General features: G+C 72.8%; 22 protein-coding genes. 15 read left to right on the top strand and 7 right to left on the bottom strand.

Annotation, left to right across the window (positions count from 1 at the left end; translation table 11 throughout):
• Positions 1–212 precede the first annotated feature (212 nt).
• Complete coding sequence (locus AC07CM_RS27860) at positions 213–950, top strand: helix-turn-helix domain-containing protein (protein ID WP_478879178.1); 738 nt, start codon at positions 213–215, stop codon at positions 948–950.
• 92 nt (positions 951–1,042) lie between these two features.
• Positions 1,043–1,870, top strand: coding sequence for a helix-turn-helix domain-containing protein (locus tag AC07CM_RS27855; RefSeq protein WP_478879177.1), 828 nt, complete (start codon positions 1,043–1,045; stop codon positions 1,868–1,870).
• A gap of 78 nt (positions 1,871–1,948) precedes the next feature.
• Here the strand turns inward: AC07CM_RS27855 and AC07CM_RS27850 are convergent, their stop codons facing one another.
• Positions 1,949–2,359 (bottom strand): tetratricopeptide repeat protein, encoded by a 411-nt coding sequence (locus AC07CM_RS27850; RefSeq protein ID WP_478879176.1) that lies wholly within the window; start codon positions 2,357–2,359, stop codon positions 1,949–1,951.
• A 227-nt stretch (positions 2,360–2,586) separates the two neighbouring features.
• On the opposite strand from AC07CM_RS27850, the gene AC07CM_RS27845 reads away from it, so the two are divergent.
• Positions 2,587–2,880, top strand: coding sequence for an AraC family transcriptional regulator N-terminal domain-containing protein (locus AC07CM_RS27845; protein WP_478879175.1), 294 nt, complete (start codon positions 2,587–2,589; stop codon positions 2,878–2,880).
• A gap of 152 nt (positions 2,881–3,032) precedes the next feature.
• Here AC07CM_RS27845 and AC07CM_RS27840 read toward each other — a convergent pair whose 3' ends face one another.
• On the bottom strand, positions 3,033–4,922 hold the full coding sequence (locus AC07CM_RS27840; protein ID WP_478879174.1) for a propionyl-CoA synthetase: 1,890 nt from the start codon (positions 4,920–4,922) through the stop codon (positions 3,033–3,035).
• A 422-nt stretch (positions 4,923–5,344) separates the two neighbouring features.
• On the opposite strand from AC07CM_RS27840, the gene AC07CM_RS27835 reads away from it, so the two are divergent.
• Positions 5,345–5,974, top strand: a complete 630-nt coding sequence (locus AC07CM_RS27835; RefSeq protein ID WP_478879173.1) for a hypothetical protein — start codon at positions 5,345–5,347, stop codon at positions 5,972–5,974.
• Positions 5,975–5,983: 9 nt separating this feature from the next.
• Positions 5,984–6,487 (top strand): molybdenum cofactor biosysynthesis protein, encoded by a 504-nt coding sequence (locus tag AC07CM_RS27830; protein WP_478879172.1) that lies wholly within the window; start codon positions 5,984–5,986, stop codon positions 6,485–6,487.
• Positions 6,488–6,511: 24 nt separating this feature from the next.
• On the opposite strand, the gene AC07CM_RS27825 is transcribed toward AC07CM_RS27830, so the two are convergent.
• Together AC07CM_RS27825 and AC07CM_RS27820 are read right to left on the bottom strand one after the other, a co-directional pair.
• Positions 6,512–7,648 carry an FUSC family protein gene (locus AC07CM_RS27825; RefSeq protein ID WP_478879171.1) on the bottom strand — a complete coding sequence of 379 codons (1,137 nt, stop codon included), beginning with the start codon at positions 7,646–7,648 and terminating at the stop codon, positions 6,512–6,514.
• A gap of 143 nt (positions 7,649–7,791) precedes the next feature.
• Positions 7,792–8,958: an AI-2E family transporter gene (locus tag AC07CM_RS27820; protein ID WP_478879170.1), complete on the bottom strand. Its 1,167-nt coding sequence runs from the start codon at positions 8,956–8,958 to the stop codon at positions 7,792–7,794.
• A 179-nt stretch (positions 8,959–9,137) separates the two neighbouring features.
• Here AC07CM_RS27820 and AC07CM_RS27815 point away from each other — a divergent pair, with 179 nt between their 5' ends.
• Positions 9,138–9,299, top strand: a complete 162-nt coding sequence (locus tag AC07CM_RS27815) for a hypothetical protein (RefSeq protein WP_478879169.1) — start codon at positions 9,138–9,140, stop codon at positions 9,297–9,299.
• A gap of 32 nt (positions 9,300–9,331) precedes the next feature.
• On the opposite strand, the gene AC07CM_RS27810 is transcribed toward AC07CM_RS27815, so the two are convergent.
• Together AC07CM_RS27810 and AC07CM_RS27805 are read right to left on the bottom strand one after the other, a co-directional pair.
• Positions 9,332–9,766 (bottom strand): DUF2267 domain-containing protein, encoded by a 435-nt coding sequence (locus tag AC07CM_RS27810; protein ID WP_478879168.1) that lies wholly within the window; start codon positions 9,764–9,766, stop codon positions 9,332–9,334.
• Between the two features lie 109 nt (positions 9,767–9,875).
• Positions 9,876–10,220, bottom strand: a complete 345-nt coding sequence (locus tag AC07CM_RS27805; protein WP_478879167.1) for a DUF1360 domain-containing protein — start codon at positions 10,218–10,220, stop codon at positions 9,876–9,878.
• A 345-nt stretch (positions 10,221–10,565) separates the two neighbouring features.
• Between AC07CM_RS27805 and AC07CM_RS27800 the strand changes: the two genes are divergently transcribed.
• Entirely contained in the window at positions 10,566–11,087 is a 522-nt protein-coding gene (locus tag AC07CM_RS27800; protein WP_478879166.1) for a hypothetical protein, read from the top strand.
• Between the two features lie 30 nt (positions 11,088–11,117).
• Here AC07CM_RS27800 and AC07CM_RS27795 read toward each other — a convergent pair whose 3' ends face one another.
• Complete coding sequence (locus tag AC07CM_RS27795) at positions 11,118–12,548, bottom strand: carotenoid oxygenase family protein (RefSeq protein WP_478879165.1); 1,431 nt, start codon at positions 12,546–12,548, stop codon at positions 11,118–11,120.
• Between the two features lie 286 nt (positions 12,549–12,834).
• Here AC07CM_RS27795 and AC07CM_RS27790 point away from each other — a divergent pair, with 286 nt between their 5' ends.
• The 8 genes from AC07CM_RS27790 to hypE all read left to right on the top strand — a co-directional run bounded on the left by AC07CM_RS27790 (position 12,835) and on the right by hypE (position 21,236).
• The gene (locus tag AC07CM_RS27790) at positions 12,835–13,203 is read left to right on the top strand and encodes a hypothetical protein (RefSeq protein ID WP_478879164.1); all 369 of its coding nucleotides are present in this window, start codon (positions 12,835–12,837) and stop codon (positions 13,201–13,203) included.
• A 66-nt stretch (positions 13,204–13,269) separates the two neighbouring features.
• Positions 13,270–14,979 carry a hydrogenase maturation protein gene (locus tag AC07CM_RS27785; protein WP_478879163.1) on the top strand — a complete coding sequence of 570 codons (1,710 nt, stop codon included), beginning with the start codon at positions 13,270–13,272 and terminating at the stop codon, positions 14,977–14,979.
• Positions 14,976–15,551, top strand: coding sequence for a hydrogenase maturation protease (locus AC07CM_RS27780; RefSeq protein WP_478879162.1), 576 nt, complete (start codon positions 14,976–14,978; stop codon positions 15,549–15,551). Before AC07CM_RS27785 ends, AC07CM_RS27780 begins: the two co-directional genes overlap by 4 nt.
• 76 nt (positions 15,552–15,627) lie before the next feature.
• Positions 15,628–16,353, top strand: a complete 726-nt coding sequence (hypB, locus tag AC07CM_RS27775) for a hydrogenase nickel incorporation protein HypB (protein ID WP_478879161.1) — start codon at positions 15,628–15,630, stop codon at positions 16,351–16,353.
• Positions 16,350–18,698 carry a carbamoyltransferase HypF gene (gene hypF, locus AC07CM_RS27770; protein WP_478879160.1) on the top strand — a complete coding sequence of 783 codons (2,349 nt, stop codon included), beginning with the start codon at positions 16,350–16,352 and terminating at the stop codon, positions 18,696–18,698. Before hypB ends, hypF begins: the two co-directional genes overlap by 4 nt.
• A 3-nt stretch (positions 18,699–18,701) precedes the next feature.
• Positions 18,702–18,992 (top strand): HypC/HybG/HupF family hydrogenase formation chaperone, encoded by a 291-nt coding sequence (locus AC07CM_RS27765; RefSeq protein WP_391329820.1) that lies wholly within the window; start codon positions 18,702–18,704, stop codon positions 18,990–18,992.
• The gene (gene hypD / locus AC07CM_RS27760; RefSeq protein ID WP_478879159.1) at positions 18,989–20,134 is read left to right on the top strand and encodes a hydrogenase formation protein HypD; all 1,146 of its coding nucleotides are present in this window, start codon (positions 18,989–18,991) and stop codon (positions 20,132–20,134) included. Before AC07CM_RS27765 ends, hypD begins: the two co-directional genes overlap by 4 nt.
• Complete coding sequence (gene hypE / locus AC07CM_RS27755; RefSeq protein ID WP_478879158.1) at positions 20,127–21,236, top strand: hydrogenase expression/formation protein HypE; 1,110 nt, start codon at positions 20,127–20,129, stop codon at positions 21,234–21,236. Before hypD ends, hypE begins: the two co-directional genes overlap by 8 nt.
• Positions 21,237–21,338: the final 102 nt, after the last annotated feature.

Here is a 21,338-nt window from a genome sequence, read left to right as displayed (position 1 = left end):
GTCTCGGGACATCCCAGCCCGTGGCCTGCAGGAACGCGGTTCGCGCTGCCGCTTCCCGGGACGTCGGCGATGGAGCTTGTGTTGCTCGCGTGCCGACCGGATCGCTACGTGACTGGCAGGTCCGGACGAGAGGATACTCATTCCTGAACCCTGGACCGTGATCTTGCACGCGGTCTGGTGGAACGGAGGCACGATGCTGTCGGGGGAGCATCATGAGGTGGAGCGCGTTACCCGAAACGCTGGATGAGCAGGGGCGTCAACTCGTCAGCCAGCTAAGACGGCTGAAGGACCACAGCGGGCTGAGTTTGACGTCGCTCCAGGCGAAGACGCCCTTCAGCCGCTCGTCATGGGAGCGGTACCTCAACGGCAAGGCACTGCCGCCTGCAACGGCCATTGAGGCCCTGGCCGAGCTGGCCGGCACGGACGCCACCCCCGTGCTCACGCTGCGCGACGCCGCGGCAGCAAGCTGGAACACTACGCCAGCAACCTCGGTAGACGCTGGGACAGCACCACCGGAACCACCCCATGACGGGCCAGAGATTCGGATTGCCGCCTTATGCGTTGCTGCCGGTGCGCTGTTGCTGTCCGCGATCGTCTCGATCCTTCTGATCGTCGGCCCTTGGCGAGCCAACACCGCCGCAGACGACCCCCAGAAAAGCACGGCCGCAGGTGTCGGAAAGTACACCTGCACCTACAAGCGACACGGTGATCTGCTGTTCGCCGGGAACAGCACCACCACCTCCCGCCTGGTCATGCGCAACAACACCGGCCCCGACGCCGCGGAGGTGCAGTGTCTGCTGTTGCGGCACAAGCTGTCCCCGGGGGACGTGGATGGCTACCTCGGCGCACACACCGAAGCAGAGATCAAGCGCCTCCAGCGGCAAGACCACGTGCCCGTCGACGGAATCGTCGGCGAGCAGACGTGGGCGTTGCTGCGCCACGTGCAATGAAGCACGACGAGCGAGAAGGGCCAGGCACAGTGCGGTACTCACGAAGAACGGCCCGCTGGCGGGTACCGCACCAGACCCTGCCCGCTGCGTGGATGGACCTGATCACCGACTTGCGCGAGCTGAAAGACCGCAGCCGCCTGAATCTGGAGGAGCTGGCCAAGGCCACCGCCATCAGCAAGTCGTCGTGGGAACGCTACCTCAACGGCAAGCAGTTCCCGCCCCGGCATGCCATCCAGGGGCTGTGCCGCGCCGCCCGGCAGGACGAGGCCAGATTCCTCGACCGGTGGGAGCAGGCGGACACGGCGTGGAGCGGACGAGGCGACACCCTGCAGACTCACCTCGGCCGCACGGCCCCGCTGCTTGTCGGCGCGCACACCACTACGCCCGACCTACAGCCAGGCCCACGAACCGTCCGGCGCTCCCGGCGATTCCTGCTAGCCGCCTCTGCTTTGCTTGCCCAGCGTCCTAAGACCAGCTGGGCTGTGGTCTTCCTGATGTGCGCCGCCATGCTCAGTCCCGCCGCCCTCATCTACGCTTCTCGCACCGCCAGCCCGTCCTCGACCACCCACCCCCCGATCTGCCGGCTGCACTCCTGCGACGGCCGCAACCCCCTTACCACTGCCTGCGAAGATCCCACCACTCTCGCCGCCCACACCGCAGCCGACGGCACCCGGCTCGAGGTCCGCCTCAGCCCCAGTTGCCAAGCCGGCTGGATCCGTGCCTGGTATACACACCCCAATTCCCTTATCGAGATCGCAGGTCCCGGCGCGCACGCTCAAACCCTGGTGAAGGCGTCCCAATCAGCAGGCGCGAAAATAGTCACCACAACCATGATCGCCGCGAGCCGCCCGTCAAACCTGCGTGCCTGCTATCACCCTTCCGCCCACCACCCTGGCCAGGAGTGCTTTTCCGTCAAATAGAGTCGGACCAACGGAAGTTGTTTCTTCCTCAGATCCACTCGTCTCTCGAATCGAGCCCCTGACGTGTACAGGTGCCGGTCATAGCGGTAGTGGGTCGACGTCGCAGTTGGTTCGTGGGCCTTTCGCGAACTGGTGGTGGGGTGGGGTGCGCGAGGCGTGCGGGAGGCGAGTGCCGTTGAGAGCGGCTTCAAGGAGCGCATCGGCGAACTTTGTGCCAGCCCGGCACCTCCGTCTCGGGTTCCGTGGTGATGAGGTCCAGTGCCAAGTTTCCCGGCGCAGGCCTGCGGTCGGGTGGTTCTCGCCGAAGGCGGCCTGGCACAGATCCAGCGCGGCTTTCCCGCGGTGCCGCGCCTCTTCGGTTCGGCCGAGCGCGGCGAGGTCGCTGACGAGGTTGATGGCGCAGACGAGGGTGAGGGGATGGCTCTGGCCGAGAATCTCGCTGAGGGTGGTGAGCGCCGCCTCATCCAGGCGGCGCGCCTCCTTGGCCATGCCGAGCAGCCGTGCCGAGCAACTGATCGTCGGTGCACACCCTGCGGAGACCCGTCCCCGACGGCGGGCAAGCGATGACGCGGCGTCCCGACATGGCATCAGCCTCACGCGCACCTCACCGCCCCGCATCGCGGCCGAGGCGAGTCCCGCCTCGCAGGCCGGGCATGTGTACGACTACCGTGCCGGGCGGTACCTGGTCGTATCCATCGCCATGCCGCTGACGGCCGGTGTTGGGTCTGTGTCTGTGTCTGCGTCTGCAGCCCTCGGAGGTTGTTGAGGTGATGCTGCGGGCCGCTCCTGCCACCATTGCCGACACCGATGCCGCCGCGGCACCTGTCTACGCCTTCAGTAATGCCTCGGACGAGCTGCTGGACGCCGCCGTGCGGCTGGTGCGCCTGATTGATCAACCGCGCAACAGAGCTGATCGGGATGAGCCCCTCCGCTTTCTACCGGAACTTCCAGGCTGTCACCCAAAGGACTCCCATCCAGTACCAGAACGTAGCGAACCCTGTGCGCATTAGCGCAGTTCAGGCCACTTCCAAACCGCTGAGCAAACTGTCAGCATCGGCCGACCAGGACATTCCCGCACCACCACATCGCCAAGCGCGTCGGGGAGTCGCGCCGGCCCATGTCGCCGCCCGGGCGTGGCCGACCGCCGGTTCGGGCAGCGGGCTCAACCGGTGTGATCGGGGCGGTGGAGAAGCGGGCGCAGGCTCTCGATGACGCTCGGGTCGTCCACCGTGGACGGGATGGGTTCGTCGAGGCCGTCGGCGATACCGCGCATCGTCTTGCGCAGGATCTTTCCCGAGCGCGTCTTGGGCAGGGCGGCCACGACGGCGACCTCCTTGAGAGAGGCGACGGCACCGATGCGCTCGCGTACGAGCCGGACCAGTTCGGCCTCGACCTCCCTCGGGTCGCGGGTGGCGCCCGCCTTCAGGACGACGAAGCCGCGTGGGACCTGCCCCTTGAGGGAGTCCGCGACGCCGATCACGGCGCACTCGGCGACGTCGGGGTGAGCGGCCAGGGCCTCTTCCATACTGCCGGTGGACAGTCGGTGTCCGGCGACGTTGATGACGTCGTCGGTGCGACCCATGACGTACACGTAGCCGTCCTCGTCGATGTGCCCGCCGTCGCCGGTGAGGTAGTAGCCGTCGTAGGCGGAGAGGTAGGAGGCGACGAAGCGGGCGTCGTCGTTCCAGAGGGTGGGCAGCGAACCGGGCGGCAGAGGGAGCTTCACGACGATCGCGCCGTCGACGCCCGCCGGCACGGGCTGCCCCGACGGATCGAGGACCCGGACGTCCCAGCCCGGCAGGGGACGGGTGGGCGAGCCGGGTTTGACGGGGGCGGCCTCGATGCCGACCGGGTTGGCGACGATCGGCCAGCCTGTCTCCGTCTGCCACCAGTGGTCGATCACCGGGATGTCCAGGAGGGCGCTCGCCCAATGGTATGTCTCGGGGTCGAGGCGCTCGCCGGCGAGGAAGAGGTAGCGCAGGCGGGAAAGGTCGTAGTCCGCAGTGAGGGCGCCCTTCGGGTCCTCCTTCCTGATGGCACGGAAGGCGGTGGGTGCCGTGAACATGGTCTTGACGCCGTGATCGGCGGCGACCCGCCAGAACTGGCCTGCGTCCGGGGTGCCGACGGGCTTGCCCTCGTACAGCACGGTGGTGGCGCCGGCCAGCAGCGGCCCGTAGACGATGTACGAGTGCCCGACGACCCAGCCGACATCGGACCCGGTGAACATCGTCTCGCCGGGACCGATGTCGTACACGGCGCCCATCGACCAGTGCAGAGCCACCGCAGACCCACCGCAGTCGCGGACGACTCCCTTGGGTTTTCCGGTCGTTCCGGACGTGTAGAGGATGTAGAGGGGGTCGGTCGCGGCCACGGGAACACAAGCGGCCGGCGGTGCATCGGCGACCAGGTCGGCCCAGTCGAGGTCGTCCGGACCCAACTCGGCCCGCTCCTGCGGGCGTTGCAGGACCACCCGTTTCTGCGGCTTGTGCCCGGCGAGTTCGATCGCGCGGTCCAACAGCGGCTTGTACGGGATGACGCGCTTGCCCTCGATGCCACAGGAAGCGGAGACGATCACCTTGGGGGTGGCGTCGTCGATACGGACCGCGAGTTCGGGCGGGGCGAACCCCCCGAAGACGACCGAATGGACGGCGCCGATGCGTGCGCAGGCCAGCATCGCGATGGCAGCTTCGGGGACCATCGGCATGTAGATGACCACCCGGTCGCCGTGCTCCACACCGAGCCCGGCGAGTGCCCCGGCGAAGGCCGCCACCTCATCCCTCAGCTGGGCATAGGTGTAGGTGCGCCGGGTGCCGGTCACCGGGGAGTCGTAGACGAGTGCGGGCTGTTCGCCCCGGCCGGCTTCGACATGCCGGTCCACCGCGTTGAAGCAGACGTTGAGCCGGCCGTCCGGGAACCATCGATAGAAGGGTGCGCCCGAGGAGTCCAGGGCACGGGACGGCGCCTCCTCCCAGTCGACGCCCTCCGCCTCCCGCAGCCAGAAGCTCTCCGGGTCTTCGAGGCTGGCCCGGAAGATGTCCTCGTACATTCCCATCGCGCTCTCCTTGACCAGACTTGACACCAGAGTCGTGGGTGGCCTGCCTGCCCCCATGTCACATGGTGATCAGCTGGCCTCCGATGAGCTCACCGTACGTCGCATCGTCGCCACCGGCCTCGCGTACGGGAGCAAGCGCGACACGCGATACGGGGCATGAGCGGACCCACCGCGTCCATGAGCCGTATCGGACCAGCTCCCTCTTGTGTCGCACAGCTTCCCGGCAGCCAGGCGGAGGCCCTCGCGGTGCCGTGTGCCGACGTCAACCTGATGCATCTGCCCGAGGGCATCTCCAACGAGGCCGCCGCCGTCCTGACGGACAACGCCCCACGGTCGGGCCTCACGGCCCACGCAGGTTCAAATCGGGCTGCTCGCGGACCGTACGGCGCGCGGGGCGGCGCACCTTCGTCCTGCCCCTCGCCGTGGTCCTGTCCGGGCTGTTCGCGGTCAGCCTGCTCAACGCCGGCCAGCCGTACCTCGCCCACGGCGGCTCGATCGTCTCCGTCCTGTTCAGGCTGGGCCGGCTGTTCACCCTGGGGCTGCTGTGTGTGGGGGCGGTGATCTGCCTCGCCGGGCAACTCCTCGGCCCCTCCGGTCCTGCCGTCCCGCGCACCGCTCCGCTCCCCGGCTGGTCCAAGCCGCCCCTCGCCGTGCTCGGCTCGTCCTGGCTGGGCATCGGCACCGGGCTGCTGCTCCGCCCCGGCTTCGTGCCCTGGCACACCAACCGTGTGGACGCCCAGGTCCTCGGCGTCTGGGCGCTCGCCCTCGGGGTGGGGGTGCTGGGCTCCCTCGCCGAGGACGACCTCGACCGCACCCGGGCCGCCCTGCTGTCCCTGCCCGGTACCGCCCTCGCCATGACGCTCGTCCTGGGCGTCCGCGCCTCCCACGTCGACTGGTCCTCCGGACCCGGCCTGAGCCTGATCGCCATGGTGGCCGGACTCCTGGCGGCCGGAGCGAGCGGCCGGCTGCTGCTGCGGGGCGGCGCCGGTGAGGCGGTGCGGAGCGCTGGTCAGGGCGCGTGCCCCCGGCGAGATCCGACAGAGAGGCCCTAGGCTCGGGGCGTGCCGCACGTGGAAAACGTTCAGTTGCTCGTCTCGCCGATGCACCGGCTCGCGGGCCGGCCGGGTGACGGTGTGCCCGAGCTGCCGCGCGACGAACTGGTGCCGACGGCCGAGGTCCGTGCGGGCCTCGGCATCGTCGGGGACCGGTACTTCAACCGCCCCGCCCACCGCAACGCGTCGATCACCCTCATGGCCGTCGAGCGCCTGCCCCGCCTCGGGCCCGGTGCCGCCGACCTGACGCGCACACGGCGCAACGTGCTGCTGCGAGGTGTGGACATCGACGCCTGCATCGGCGCGACGGTCTTCCTCGACTGCGGCACCGGACCCGTGGAACTGGAGGTGCGCAGCGCGGCCCGGCCCTGCGCGTGGATGGACGCCACGCTGGGGCCCGGAGCGCAGCGGGCGCTGCGCGGCGGCGGGGGAGTCCGCTGCCGTCCGCTGACCGACGGGCTTCTCACCGTGGGACCCGCCGAGTTCGGGATGCGGGAAGCGCCGCGGGTCTAGGGCCCGTCTGGGCACCCCGGTTCCTCACGAGGCCGAGGTGACCAACCGGTCGGCCAGTCTGTTGGCCTGGGCGAGCAGCGCGCCGTAGGTGGCGACCTCGTCGGGATCGCCCGTCGCCGAACGGGCCAGGTCCCGGCGCAGCTCCTGCAGCGTGCCGCGCAGTTCAGCCACTGCCTCGCGCAGTCCCTCGTCGCTCGCCCGGGCGAACCGGCTGTGGCTGTAGAGGTGCAGCGCACGGGCGGTCTGGCACAGGAACCGGGCGTAGCGGCGGGCGAGTTCGGGGTGCGGGCGCGGCGCCGACCGGTCCTCGGCGGCCGCCTCGAGCACGGTCCGGGTGACGCCCGCGGTGTGCACGGCCGCATGGTCGAGCACCACGACGGCGTCGTCGTACCCCTTGCCGGGCAGCGGCGCGGCGCCGGTACGGTGGCGCACGTTGACCCTGAGGCTCTCCCGGGTCCGGTCCACCGCGGCGTGGGCCTCTTCGACCAGCCGGCGCAACCGCAGCGCCCGCTCGTGCCAGGCGCCGGCCTCCTCGGCGTCCCAGCGTCCCCCGGCCAGCCCGTCGGCCACCGCACGCAGGATGTCGTGGGCCTCGTCGGACGCGTCCCGCAGCACCGCCCGCGTGTCGCGCAGATACACCGGCGGCCGGATCAGCGCGTTCACCGCGATGCCGACCAGCGCGCCGAACAGCGCCTCGGCGAGCCGGGCCGCGGAGGTGGCCAGGGCGACAGAACCGCCGGTCAGGACGAAGAGGGCGCCGGTGGCCGCGTAGATGCCCTGGCTGCCCAGGCGCCGCCAGTGGCCCAGCAGCATCACGACGGGCAGCACCAGCGCCATCGCGGCCACCGTGTTGCCCAGCAGCAGTCCGGCCAGGGTGGCCACGACCGTGCCGGCCGCGATCGCTCCCAGCTGCTGCAGGCCGTGCGCGATCGACCGGTACACGGTCGACTCCACCAGGACCACCGCCACCCACGGCGCGACGAACGCCACGGGCGCCTGCAGCCACCAGCCCGCCACGGCCCAGGCCACCCACGCGGCCAGCGCCGCCTTCCCGGCCTGGACGGCCAGGTCCCGCTCCCGGCACGGCCCCGCACAGGCCAGCCGCACCCCCGTCACCGCTGCCGACAGATCACGCCGCAGCGCCTGCCACGTCCTTCTCATGCGGCCCCGGGTAGCCCCCGACGTGCCGGTTACGCCTCGTACGGCGCCGTCGGCCATGGAGCGCGGCCGTGGTACCGGCCCGAGGCGCGGCTCACCGCCTGCCGCCCGGGGCCCGCGCCCGGCCCGTTCCGCGCCTCGGTCCGCTACGGCGGGACCGCCCGCAGCGCGCGCAGCACCGCCCAGATCACCGAGATGAACGGCACGGCCACGACCGCTCCGATCACCCCGGCGACGATGCTGCCCGCGATGACGGACACGGCGACGACGAGCGGGTGCAGCCGGACCGCCCAGCTCATCACCAGGGGATGCAGCACATGCCCCTCGAGCTGGCCGATGACCACGATGAGGATCAGCACGGCCATCGCCGTGAGCGGCCCGCGTCCGGCCAGGGCGACCACCGTGGCCACCCCGAGCGCGACCGGTGAGCCCACCAGGGGCACGAACGCGGCGAAGAACTCCAGCAGCGTCAGTGGCAGTGCGAGCGGTACCCGCAGCACGAGCAGGGCGATGCCCACGAGTACGGCGTTGGTGGCCGCCACGATGATGATGCCGCGCGTGTACCCGGCGAACGTCCGCCAGGCCGCCCGCCCCGCCCGGTCCCAGGCGGGGCGGGCCCCGCTCGGCACCAGCTGGTCGCGTGCCCAGCTCCACATGCGCTCGCCGGAGTGGATGAAGAAGACGGAGGCGAAGAGCGCGAGCGCGCCGGCGGTGACCACTTCGACGACCCGGCCCAGTTGAGAGACGGCGCTGCTCAGCAGAGCGGACCGGTGCGCGGCGATGTAGTGCGTCACCTGGCGCTGCAGGTCGACGAGCCGGCCCGCGCTGAGCCGGAACGGCGGACGCTGCAGCCACAGCTCGATCCGGTGGACCCCGCCGCGGAACTCGTTCGCCAGCGTGCCCGACTCGCCCGCCACCGCGTTGCCCACGAGCGCGAACAGGCCGAGCAGCAGCAGCAGGCTGCCCACGAGCGCGACGGCGACGCTGAGGGGCCTGGCCAGGACGCGGCTGAGGAGGTCGGCCAGGGGACGCAGGACGGACGTCACGACGAGAGCCAGGAACAGGGCGACGGCGATGAGCTGGAAGCGGCCGAGGACGGTGAAGACGCCGTAGACGACGATGCCGACGAGGATCAGACGCCAGGCGTAGGCCGCGGCGAACCGCAACCATGGCACGACCCGCCCGCCCGCCGGTCCGTCCGGCTCGGAGCGGGCGACCGCCGGGAGCCGCACGGTGTACGCCGGACGGCTGCCCAGCACCGTGCCGCCGGCCCGGCGTCCCTCGCCCGTTCGCCGGCCCGCACCGCCCACCACGCCTCCCGCCTCCTCTCCGTGTCCGGATCATGACGTTCGGTCATGTCAAGAGAACGGTAAGCGAAGCCGGTGAAGGGGGACGTCCAACGCGCGGTCACAGGAACTTCACAACACGCGGGCATTGGAACGGCGAGGGCAGGGGCACTCGGCCGGCACCGTCCGCAGGGAGGAGCCCTCCAGTGATCATCATCGCGCTTCTGCTGCTCCCCGTGCTCAGCGTGCTGCTCTACGGCTTGGACCAGGTCGAGGACCGCTGGGTCACCAGGCCCCCGACCGCCCGTCATGCCCGGCGCCGCCCCTTGTTCAGGCGTCACTGGGGGCGGGCGGCGCACCGGCAGTAGCGGGCGCCCGTGCACCGCGCCGCCGTGCGGGCTCAGCCCGTGTCCCCGCCGCTCTCGGTGGCGCGCCCCACGGGCAGCAGATCCCGGATGTCGGCGGGCAGCGCCCCGGCCATCCTCTCGGTCAGCTCCGGAGCGAGAGCGGCGTCCATCACCTCCAGCACGGCGGCGGCATCGCGCAGGGCGGTGTCCTCGTCCGTGCCGGCCCGGTCGGCGATCCGTCCCGCGAACACGGTCAGCCCGAACCGCTCACCCGCGGTGCCCGAGTCGGGGCCGGCCGACGCGTCCGCCGCCTCGCGCATGGAGGCCGCCAGGTCCGGCGGCAGCTGAGCGGCCACATGGCGGGCGAGCCCCGACGGCAGCCGCTCCGACAGCGTGCTCACCACGGCACGCGCCGCCCGCTCGGCCGACCCGCGGTCGGGCAGCTGGGCGAGCGCCTGAACCTTTCCGATCATCTCGTCGTGATGCATGAGGCCGGTTCCTTCCTCACGATGCCGTACGCCCCCGCGACCGACGGTCCGGCAACGGGCGAGTACCCGCGGCGCACCAACCCGCCCGGGAGGCCGGCGTGCGGGACCCTCACTCCTCGTCCGTCTGCTGGGTCCAGGTCCACGCGTACCGGAGCCGGTCCGCCACCGTCAGCGCGCCGAGGTCCCCGCAGACCAGGCGGTTCAGGCGGGGCGAAGCGGTGAACGAGCACACCAGTGCCGTCGCGACCCGGGCAGAGACGCGGAACGGGCAGGACAGCAGGTCGCCCACCGCCCGCCGGAGCCCGGTGCCGCGTGGCTCGTCGACGACCTCGTTCGCCTCGCCCTCGCCGGCGCGGCGCGTGAACGGCGCCCGCCCGCAGCTCGTGATCCGGTGTCCTTCGCCGGCAGCCTGGACGTCTTGTACGTCGCGACCCCCAGCAGGGCGACGTCCCACGGCGGCACCTCGTGCGGCAGCCGGACGCCCCCGCACCGGGACACCACGGCGTACGTGCCGACGCCCGTCGCGAACACGGAGGCCGGCGCCGCGTAGCCGCCCAGAGGGACCTCGTCCTGGTCGGCGTGGTGTCCGGCGTCCGTCGTCATGGGCCCTCCCGGTGCGCGCCCTGCCCTGCGGCGGGTCCGCACCGAGTTCCCCGGGGCCCGTGGGCCACACACGGCCGGCGCCGTGACGTGGCCGAAGCCACATATGACGAAGTTCGCAGCGGTCCCCCGGCGCGCCGGACCCCGGGCTACCGTGGCGACGAGCCCCTGTTTCCCACGCAATTCGGACGGCCCGGCAGTGCTCACAGATCTGTCCCCCCTGATCGCCGCGACGGCCCGCTGGCTGACGGGCGCCTACCCGCCCTGCGGCGGCGCGCTGGCCGGCGCCCTGTGCGAGGCGCAGGCCCGGCAGGCCGTGACGGTCGCGGCGTGGCTGCGCTACCCGACCGACATCGACGCCGCCCTCGTCACCATGGCCGGACCCGGCGGCACCGCCCGCCTGGACTGGATCACCGGTGCGGACTCGGCCGACGGCGACACGTCGCAGGAGTGGGCGTGGCGCACCTGGGTCGACGAGGTGGTGGCCAGCTGGGCCGCCGACCTGCTGATCGATCCGGCTCTGGCCGGCCGGGCCGTCGGCGCGCTCGCCGGGGGCGAGCACACCTCGGGCCCGCCCGTCGAGTTCCGCCGTCTCCTCGCCCCCGACGACGGCGACCGGCGCGCCGCCGCTCTGCTCAGGCACCCCGACCTCCTCGCACCCGTGGCCGAGCTGCACCGCGACCAGCTCCTGGACCGTCTGGGGCCGGCGCTCGCCGCCTGACGGCCCGCCACGTCCGACGTCCACCCCTGCCTACTCCTGTGTGGGCAGCCACGTCCCGTGCAGGCCGAGAGGCACCCGCACCGGTATCCGCACGCGTGCCAGCGGTCCGGCGGCGGGATCCTCCGCCGGGAGGACGAGCAGCCAACTGCTGGCGTCCGTACGGTCCGTGGCGAAGGTCATCCAGTAGCCCCGCCGGTCGTCGGCCTGGCCGGGACAGGGCGCGAAGGCCGGTTCGCCCACCGACAGGTCGCCGCCGTGCCAGGTCCGGGACGGCACGGCCGTCTCCCGGGTGTCGTACCAGCGCAGCGCGTCGAACTCGCCCTCCAGCAGATCCGGCGTCCGTCCGCTCTTCGCGGCGACGGCGACCTGGCGGTGCCGGCGGCCGATCCGGCGGTCGTCGATGCGCGGGAACTCGATGGCCGCGTCGTCCAGGGGGGTACGGCGCATCCGGCCGGCGGCGGGGTCGATCACGGCGCTCACCAGCCGACTGCGGTTGGCCTCGCCCTCCGCGTCGTCGCCCAGGGACAGCCGCGACCACTGCACGTACTGCAGCACCACCGTGCCGTCGTCCGCCACGTCGTAGGCGTTCACGGTGTGCCAGAGCCAGAAGGCCTCGTCGTCTGCCCAGCGCACCTGTGAGCCGTCCCGCGGGATCAGCGCCACCCGGGTGCCCGCCTCGGGGCGCCAGTCGATCAGCGAGCCCCCGCTCAGCGCCGCGGAGAGGTCGAAGAACACCGGGGCGAGGACCAGCACCAGGTAGCGGGCGGTCAGCGCCATGTCGTGGATCATCATCGGCTCGTCGAGCCCCTCCACGGGCGTGGGCCCCCGGGTGACCGCACCGCTCGGCGCGATCAGCGACCAGGTCAGGTACGGCGGCTCCAGCGCATAGCAGAACACCGCCATCTCGCCGGAGACCGGATCGATCTTCGGGTGTGCGGTGACTCCGGCCGGCAGGGCTCCGTCGAAGGTCTCCTTGCCGACCGTCTCCAGTTCGGGCGTCATCCGGAACGGACACGCCGACTCGGCGAGCGCCAGCAGCCGGCCGGCGTGGCGGACCACGTTGATGTCCGGAAGGTCCTTGAAGGTATGGGCGAGTTCGGGTCCCACCTCGTCCGGGCCCGGCATGACCAGCGACTCGACGCCACCCCACAGGGCGCGGCCCGCCCGCTCCTCGGCGAGCAGGGCCGGGGTGCGCACGAAGCGGTTGCGGTAGCCGGCCCGGCCCCCCTCGAAGCGGACGCCGTGGAGCATGCCGTCGCCGTCGATCGGATAGAGGTAGGAGCCGATCGGTGTGAAGCGCGGATTCGGGCCGTTGCGCAGATAGACGCCGTCCAGATCGCCGGGCAGCTCGCCCTCGACCACCAGGCCGGTCTCGTCGACCTCCTCGGCGACGGGGGCGAAGCGGCCCGACAGGTGGGCGACACGCGAGGGGTGGAAGGGTCGTACGGCGGAAGCGGTCATCGTGCCTCCCGGGACGGGAACGGGCGCACCGGTCGGGGCCGGCCGCCCCGATCGGCCCCGCCGTGGCCGCGTGCTGCCTGCCGGCACCGGCCCGCCCCTCCATCGTCCCGCCGCGCCCCCGGCACCCGCATCCGGCGCCCCCGCGGCTTCGGGCCGGGTGCCGGCGGTCGAGGTGACCCGGGCCGATGCCGCACCCGCCGGGGACCGGACCCCCCGCTCCGCACCGAGCCCCCCGGGCAGCCGCACACCGGCCGTCCGTGCCCGGCCGCGGGGTAGGCCTCGCCCCATGACCTTCAAGAAGCCCGTCCACCGCGGCGGCCCGCGCCGCGGCCGGTTCGACCAGTTCGCCGAGTACGCCTCCAACTTCACCAGCTCCCCGGCCTTCTTCCTGTTCTGCCTGCTCCTCGTCGGCTTCTTCGTCGCCGCCCACGCGGCGCACCTGGACCCGGAACTGCTGCTGCTGGCGGGCGAGTCCATGACTGCGGTGACCCTGCTGCTGCTCGCGCTGCTGAAGAACGCCGAGGTGCGCGCCGAACACGCCATCCAGCGCAAGCTCGACGCGATCGCCGGTGCCCTGCTCGAAGCGCACAAGGACGAGCGGAGCCAGGCCTTCGAGGACCTGCGGAACGCGATCCGGATGGAGGAAGAGACCTGAGCGAGACGGACGAAACGCCGCACGGGTTCTTCCCGGTATGCCGCGAAGGGGCCAACATGCCGTGTCATGGACATTTTGCTCGTCGCCAGCGCGTTCAACAGCCTCTCCCAACGGGTGTACGCCGAACTCTCCGACCAGGGACACCGGGTGGACGTCGTGCTCGCCACGCACGGCCCCGACCCGGTCCGTGACGCCGTACGCGAACTGCGCCCGGACCTCGTCGTCGCGCCGATGCTGAAGACGGCCCTGCCGGAGGACGTCTGGCAGGAGCACACCTGCCTCATCGTGCATCCGGGGCCGCCCGGCGACCGCGGTCCGTCGTCGCTGGACTGGGCGATCGCCGAGGACTCGCCGTACTGGGGCGTGACGGTGCTGCAGGCCGAGGCGGCCATGGACGCGGGCGACATCTGGGCGGCGGAGCCGTTCCCCGTGCCGCCCGTCGGCAAGAGCGAGCTGTACCGCAACGAGGCCTCCGACGCCGCCGTGGCCGCCGTCCTGCTGGCCGTGCGCCGGTACGCCGACGCCACCTACAAACCCTGCCCGCAGACCAGCGACCCGGAGGCACCGCTGACCGTCGTGTGGCGCGACTTCTTCCGGCAGGAACGGCGCCGCGTCGACTGGGAGAACGACAGCACCGAGACCGTGCTGCGCAAGCTCCGCGGCGCCGACTCGCAGCCGGGCGTCCTGGACGAACTCCTCGGCCACGAGGTGTTCCTGCACGGCGGGCACCCGGAGGACCGGCTGCGCGGACGCCCCGGCGAACTCCTCGCGACCCGGGCGGGCGCGGTCTGCCGCGCCACCCGCGACGGCGCCGTGTGGATCCCGGAGCTGCGCCCGCGCAAGAACTCCGGCGACCCGGCGCCCTTCCGGCGCCCGGCCGCTTCCGTGCTCGCCTCCTTCTCCGCCCACCTGCCCGAGGACCCCGTCCCCGTCGAACCGTCCGCGGACCGGCGCACCTGGACCGACATCCGCTACCGCCGCCGCGGCGACGTCGGCTTCCTGACCTTCTCGTTCCCGGGCGGAGCCATGAGCACCGACCAGTGCCGCAGACTGCTCGCCGCCTACGAGTACGCGCTCGCCGACCCCACCTGGGTGCTGGTGCTCGGCTCGGAGCGCGACTTCTTCTCCAACGGCATCCACCTGAACGTCATCGAGGCCGCCGCCGACCCCGCCGAGGAGTCCTGGACCAACCTCAACGCCATGGACGACCTGGTCGAAGCAGTCCTGCGCACCACCGACCGGCTGGTGGTCGCCGCGCTCCCCGGCAACGCGGCCGCGGGCGGCGCCATGCTCGCCCTAGCCGCCGACCAGGTGTGGTGCCGCGGCGGCGCCGTCCTCAACCCGCACTACCGGCGGATGGGCCTCTACGGCTCCGAGTTCTGGACGTACACGCTGCCGCGCCGCGTCGGAGCCGACACCGCCCGCCGGCTGACCACCGAGGCGCTGCCCCTGAGCGCCGCGTCGGCCGCACGGATCGGGCTCGTCGACCGGATCGTGCCCACCTGCCCGGGCGAGTTCGCCGCCGAGGTCGACCGGCTGGCCGCCGACCTGGCCGCCGCCCCGGACCTCGCACAGCGCATCGCCGCCAAGGCCGCGGCGCGCCGCGCGGACGAGGAGGCACGCCCGCTCGCGCACTACCGGCGCGACGAACTCGCCCGCATGCACGACATCTTCTTCGACCCCGAAGCCCCCTACCACGCCCTGCGGTCGGCCTTCGTCCGGAAGAAGCCCGCCGCCTCCACCCGCCCCCTCGCACCGGCCGGCGACGCCCGGTGAGCCCCGCGGCCGGCCGGCTGCTCGTGGCGGGCGTCGGCAACATCTTCCTCGGGGACGACGCGTTCGGCCCCGAGGTGATCCGCGCCCTCGACCCGCGCCCGCTGCCGCCCGAGGTGTCGGTACGGGACTACGGCATCCGCGGCATGGACCTCGCCTACGCGCTGCTGGACGGCCACCGCACCGCCGTCCTGGTCGACGCCGCCCCGCGCGGACACCGCCCCGGCACCCTCACCCTCGTCGAGGCGGAACCGCCCGACGCCACGGTCGTGCCCGAGGCCCACGGCATGGACCCCGAAAAGGTGCTGGCCCTGGCCGCGCACCTGGGCGACGAGCCGCTGCCCCGGGTCCTGGTGCTCGCTTGCGAGCCCGGTGCGGTGCCGCGCGGCGACGAGGACATCCTGCCGGGGCTCAGCGCACCGGTGCGGGAGGCCGTCGACCGGGCCGTGGACGCGCTGCACGCGCTGATCCCCGTCCTGCTGGCCGATCCCGCCGCGCCCGCAGCGGCGTTGGGCCGCTCGATGGAATCCGGGACCCCGCACGCGGCTGCGCTGCCCGGCCTCGTGGCCGACTGAGTCGAAGATCGGTGGGACCCCGGGCCGCACAGGACGCGGCCGGGGCTCCGCCGTACGACTCCGAGGAGCTGCGCCCATGTGCCGGTCCGACGTCAAGCAGGCCGTCCTGGCGAAGAACGACGACCTGGCCGCGAGCCTGCGCGACGATCTGACGCGGCAGGGCGTCACCGTGGTCAACCTGCTCTCCAGTCCCGGCAGCGGCAAGACCGAGCTGCTCGGCCGGGTCCTGGCCCGAGCCGTGGAGCGGAACGTTCCGGTCGCCGCGCTCACCGCCGACCTGGCGACCGAGAACGACGCCGTCCGGCTGGCCCGATCCGGAGCGCCGGTGCAGCAGGTGCTCACCGACGGACTCTGTCACCTGGAGGCCCGGCAGGTACGCGGGCGCCTGGAGGGCTGGCTGCCGGCGGACACCGCCGTGCTCTTCGTGGAGAACGTCGGCAACCTCGTCTGCCCGGCGTCCTACGACCTCGGCGAGACCCTGCGGGTCGTGCTGATGGCGGTGACCGAGGGCGAGGACAAGCCGCTGAAGTACCCCACCGCGTTCGGCTCCGCCCATCTGGTCGTCATCACCAAGACCGACCTGGCGGAGGCGGCCGGCTTCGACGAGGCCGCCTTCCTGGCGAACGTCCAGCGGGTCAACCCGGGAGTGGAGACCGTCCGGTCGTGCGCCCGCACCGGCGACGGCGTCGACACTCTCCTCGCGCACGCGCTCGCCGCCCGGCACGGTGCCCCGCCGCACCGGCCTCCGCTCGCCCCGCATCCCCACGGACACCACCACAGCGCGTCCGCCGGCGTCTCGTGACCGCGCCCGTCACCGGCCCGGTCCGCCGCCGGATCACCGTGCGCGGCACGGTGCAGGGGGTCGGGTTCCGGCCGTACGTGCACCGCCTGGCCGCCGACCACGCGCTGTCCGGCTTCGTGAGCAACACGGCGAACGGCGTCCTCATCGAGGTCGAGGGCCCGGCGGGCGAAGTGGGCCGGTTCTGCGAACGGCTGGCCCAGCAGCCGCCCCCACTGGCGATCGTGACCGGCGTGGGTCACGAGGACCTGCCCGTCACCGGCGCCACCGGCCCCTTCACCATCCGCCGCACCGAGCAGTCCGCGGGGCGGACCCAGCTCCCGCCCGACACCGCGACCTGCCCGGACTGCCTGCGCGAGCTGGCCGATCCGGCCGACCACCGCCACCGCCACCCCTTCATCACCTGCACCCACTGCGGCCCCCGCTTCACCATCGCCACCGCGATGCCGTACGACCGCGCGGCCACCACCATGGCCGCCTTCCCGATGTGCCCCTCCTGCGCCGGCGAGTACGGTGATCCGGCCGACCGGCGCTTCCACGCCCAGCCCGTCGCCTGCCCCGACTGCGGCCCGAGGCTGAGCCTGGTCCCGGCCGAGGGCACCGGCGTCCGCCCGGCCCGGGACGCGGACGCCCTGGCGACGGCACGGGCACTGCTGGCCGCGGGCCGTATCGTCGCCGTGAAGGGCGTCGGCGGCTACCACCTGGCCTGCGACGCCACCGACGCACGGGCCGTCGCCACCCTGCGCGGCCGCAAGGAGCGGGGCGGCAAGGCCTTCGCCGTGATGTGCGCGGACCCCGGCACCGCGGAGCGCATCGCGGTCCTGTCCGGCGCCGAACGGACGGCGCTCACCGGCGCCCGCCGCCCCATCGTCCTGCTGCGCCGGCACACGCCCCCGGACGGAATCCGCCTCGCCGACGAGGTGTGTCCGGGCAGCCCGCACGTCGGCGTGATGCTGCCGTACACCCCCGTGCACAGCCTCCTGTTCGGACTGCCCGGCGATCCCCCGGGTCCCCGGGTGCTGGTCATGACCAGCGGCAACCGCTCCGGAGAGCCCATCGTCACCGACGACGGCGAGGCCCTGACCCGGCTGGCCGGGCTCGCCGACGCCTGGCTCGCCCACGACCGGCCGATCGCCTCCCCCTGCGACGACTCCTTGCTGCGGGTGCGCCCCGACGGCACCGAGCAGGTGCTCCGGCGTTCCCGCGGGTACGTCCCCCGCGCGCTGCGGCTGCCGCTCCCGGTCCGTCCCGTGCTCGCGGTCGGCGGCGACCTGAAGAACGCCCTGTGCCTGGGGGAGGGCGACCAGGCCTGGTTCGGCCCGCACATCGGGGACATGGGCGACCTGGCCACGCTCGAGGCCGCCGAGCGCGCCGAGCGGCACCTCGCCGGCCTCACCGGAGTCGCCCCCCGCCTGGTGGCCGCCGACCGGCACCCCCGCTACCACTCGACGGGCCGGGCGCGCCGACGTGCAGCCCAACTGATCTCGCCCGCACCGACGTTGGTCCAGCACCACCACGCACACATCGCCTCCGCGATGGCCGAACACGGCCTCGACGGCACCACGCCCGTGATCGGCGTCGCCTTCGACGGCACCGGATACGGCGACGACGGCACCGTGTGGGGCGGCGAGGTCCTGCTCGCCGACTACACCGGCTACCGGCGCTTCGCCCACCTGACCCCCGCTCCGCTGCCCGGCGGCGACGCGGGCGTGGCCAACCCCTGCCGGCTGGCACTCGCCCGGCTGTGGGCCGCCGGACTGCCGTGGGAACGGGAGCTGCCGAGCGTCGCCGCGTGCACCGGCACCGAACTCACGGTTCTGCGACGGCAGCTGGACCGGCAGGTGGCCTGCGTGCCGACGTCCAGCATGGGGCGTCTCTTCGACGCGGTCTCCTCCCTCGTGGGTGTGTGTCACCGCGCCGGCTACGAGGCGCAGGCCGCTATGGAGCTGGAGGCCGCGGCGACGCGGGCACGGGACGCGGACGAGGTGGCGTATCCCTTCGGCTTCCCCACCGGCCACGAGATCGATCCCGCACCCGTGCTGGAAGCCCTCCTGCGCGACCGGCGGCACGGCACCCCGGCACCCGTGCTCGCGGCCCGGTTCCACCGGAGCGTCGCGCGGGCCGTCGCCGAACTGTGCCGACGTGCCCGCACCGCCACCGGCCTGACCACCGTGGCCCTCACCGGAGGTGTCTTCGCCAACGGCCTGCTGGAGGAGGAGTGCGCCGCGCTGCTGGCCACGGACGGCTTCACGGTCCTGCGGCACCGCGAAGTACCCCCGAACGACGGCGGGTTGGCGCTCGGCCAGCTCATGGTCGCGGGAACAGCAACCAACCACGAGACGGAGTGACCCATGTGTCTGGCAGTGCCCGGCAAGGTCGTGGCCATCGACGACGGCGCCGACCCGCTCACCGGGCTGATCGACTTCGGCGGAGTGCGCAAACAGGCGTGCCTCGAGTACCTGCCCGATGTGCGGGTCGGGGAGTACGTCATCGTCCACGTCGGCTTCGCCCTGCAGCGCCTGGACGAGGAGTCGGCCCGGGCGTCCCTGGAGCTGTTCGAGCAACTCGGACTGCTGGAGGAGGAGTTCGGCGACGCCTGGGAGCAGGCGGCGCGACAGGAGAGCGGAAGTGAGGTCCAGTGAAGTACATCGACGAGTTCAACGACCCGGATCTGGCGCGCCGGTTGCTGGACGAGATCCGCTCGACGGTCACCCGGCCCTGGGCCCTGATGGAGGTGTGCGGCGGCCAGACCCACTCCATCATCCGGCACGGCATCGACCAACTGCTCCCTGAAGAAGTGGAGTTGATCCACGGCCCGGGCTGTCCGGTGTGTGTCACGCCCCTCGATGTCATCGACAAGGCGCTGGACATCGCCGCCCGGCCCGACGTCATCTTCTGCTCCTTCGGCGACATGCTGCGGGTGCCCGGCACCGACCGGGACCTGTTCCGGGTCAAGGGCGAGGGCGGTGACGTACGGGTGGTGTACTCACCGCTCGACGCCCTCGACCTCGCCCGCAGGAACCCGGACCGCCAGGTCGTCTTCTTCGCGATCGGCTTCGAGACGACCGCACCCGCCAACGCCATGGCCGTCCACCAGGCCCGCCGCCTCGGCCTGGAGAACTTCAGCCTGCTCGTCTCCCACGTCCGCGTCCCCCCGGCGATCGAGGCCATCATGACCGCCCCCGCCTGCCGGGTGCAGGGCTTCCTCGCCGCCGGGCACGTGTGCAGCGTCATGGGCACCGCCGAGTACCCGGACCTGGCCGAGCGGCACCGGGTGCCGATCGTGGTGACCGGCTTCGAGCCGCTGGACATCCTCGAGGGCATCCGCCGCGCCGTGCACCAGCTGGAGCGCGGGGAGCACCGGGTGGAGAACGCCTACCCCCGGGCCGTGCGCGAGCAGGGCAACCCGGCGGCCCTGGGCATGCTCGAGGAGGTGTTCGAGGTCGCCGACCGCAACTGGCGAGGCATCGGCCGCATCCCGGCCAGCGGCTGGCGCCTGTCCGACGCCTTCCGCGCCTACGACGCCGAGCACCGCTTCGACGTCACCGGCATCCGCACCGAGGAACCCGCCGTGTGCCGCGCCGGCGAGGTCCTGCAGGGCCTGATCAAACCGACCGAGTGCGAGGCGTTCGGCACGGCCTGCACCCCGCGCACCCCGCTGGGCGCCACGATGGTCTCCAGCGAGGGCGCCTGCGCGGCCTACTACCTGTACCGCCGGATGACCGACGGCCCGGCACCGCGGGGATCCCGCGTCCCGCAGGAGGAGATGAACCCCGTTGGCTGACCTCGCCACCGAAGCGACCGAAGCGACCGAAGTGACCGAAGTGACCGAAGCGGCCGTCGACCCCGCGAACTGGACCTGCCCCGCACCCCTGCGCGACCAGCCGGTCGTGGTCATGGGCCACGGCGGAGGCGGCGCCCTGTCCGCCGAACTGATGGAGCAGGTCTTCGCGCCCGCGTACGGCAACCCCACCCTGGCCGCCCTCACCGACTCGGCCGTCCTCGACCTGGGCGGCGCCCGGCTGGCCTTCTCCACCGACTCCTACGTCGTACGGCCGCTGTTCTTCCCCGGCGGCAGCCTGGGCGACCTCGCGGTCAACGGCACCGTCAACGACCTGGCGATGAGCGGCGCCCGGCCTACTCACCTCTCCACCGCCTTCGTGCTGGAGGAGGGCGTGGAACTGGCCGTCGTCGGGCGGATCGCCCGTGCCGTAGGGGCGGCGGCCGAGGCGGCCGGTGTCACCATCGCCACGGGCGACACCAAGGTGGTCGAGTCCGGTCACGGCGACGGCGTCTACGTCACCACCGCCGGCGTCGGCCTCGTCCCCGACGGCGTCGACATCCGCCCGCAGCGCGCCCGCCCCGGTGACGCGATCATCGTCAGCGGCCCGATCGGCCTGCACGGCGTGGCGATCATGAGCGTGCGGGAGGGCCTGGAGTTCGGCGTCGAGATCGCCTCCGACACAGCGCCGCTGGCGGGCCTGGTGGCGGCCATGCTGGCGGTCACCAAGGACGTCCACGTCCTGCGCGACCCCACCCGGGGCGGCATCGGCGCGTCCCTGAACGAGATCGCCCGCGCCTCCGGCACGGGCGTACGGCTGCGGGAGCGGGCCGTCCCGGTCCCGGACGAGGTCGTGAACGCGTGCGGCTTCCTCGGCCTTGACCCGCTGTACGTCGCCAACGAGGGCCGGCTCGTCGCGTTCGTACCCCCGGAGGAGGCCGACGCGGTGCTCGCGGCGATGAGGGCGCACCCGCAGGGCGCCGGCGCGACCCTCATCGGCGAGTGCGTCGAGGAGCATCCGGGCATGGTCGTCGTCGCCACCGGACTCGGCGGCACCCGGGTGGTGGACCTCCCGCTGGGCGAGCAGCTGCCCCGCATCTGCTGAGGAACACCGGGCGGGGGGGGGGGGGGGGGGGGGGGGGGGGGGGGGGGGAGGCGGCGCGCCCCCCCTCCCCCTCCCCCCCCCCCCCCCCACCCCTCCCTCCGG

It is taken from the genome of Streptomyces sp. NPDC044061 (genome assembly GCF_056434305.1).
Note: the sequence above shows the minus strand (reverse complement) of the source record. Positions and strands in the feature narration are given on the sequence as shown.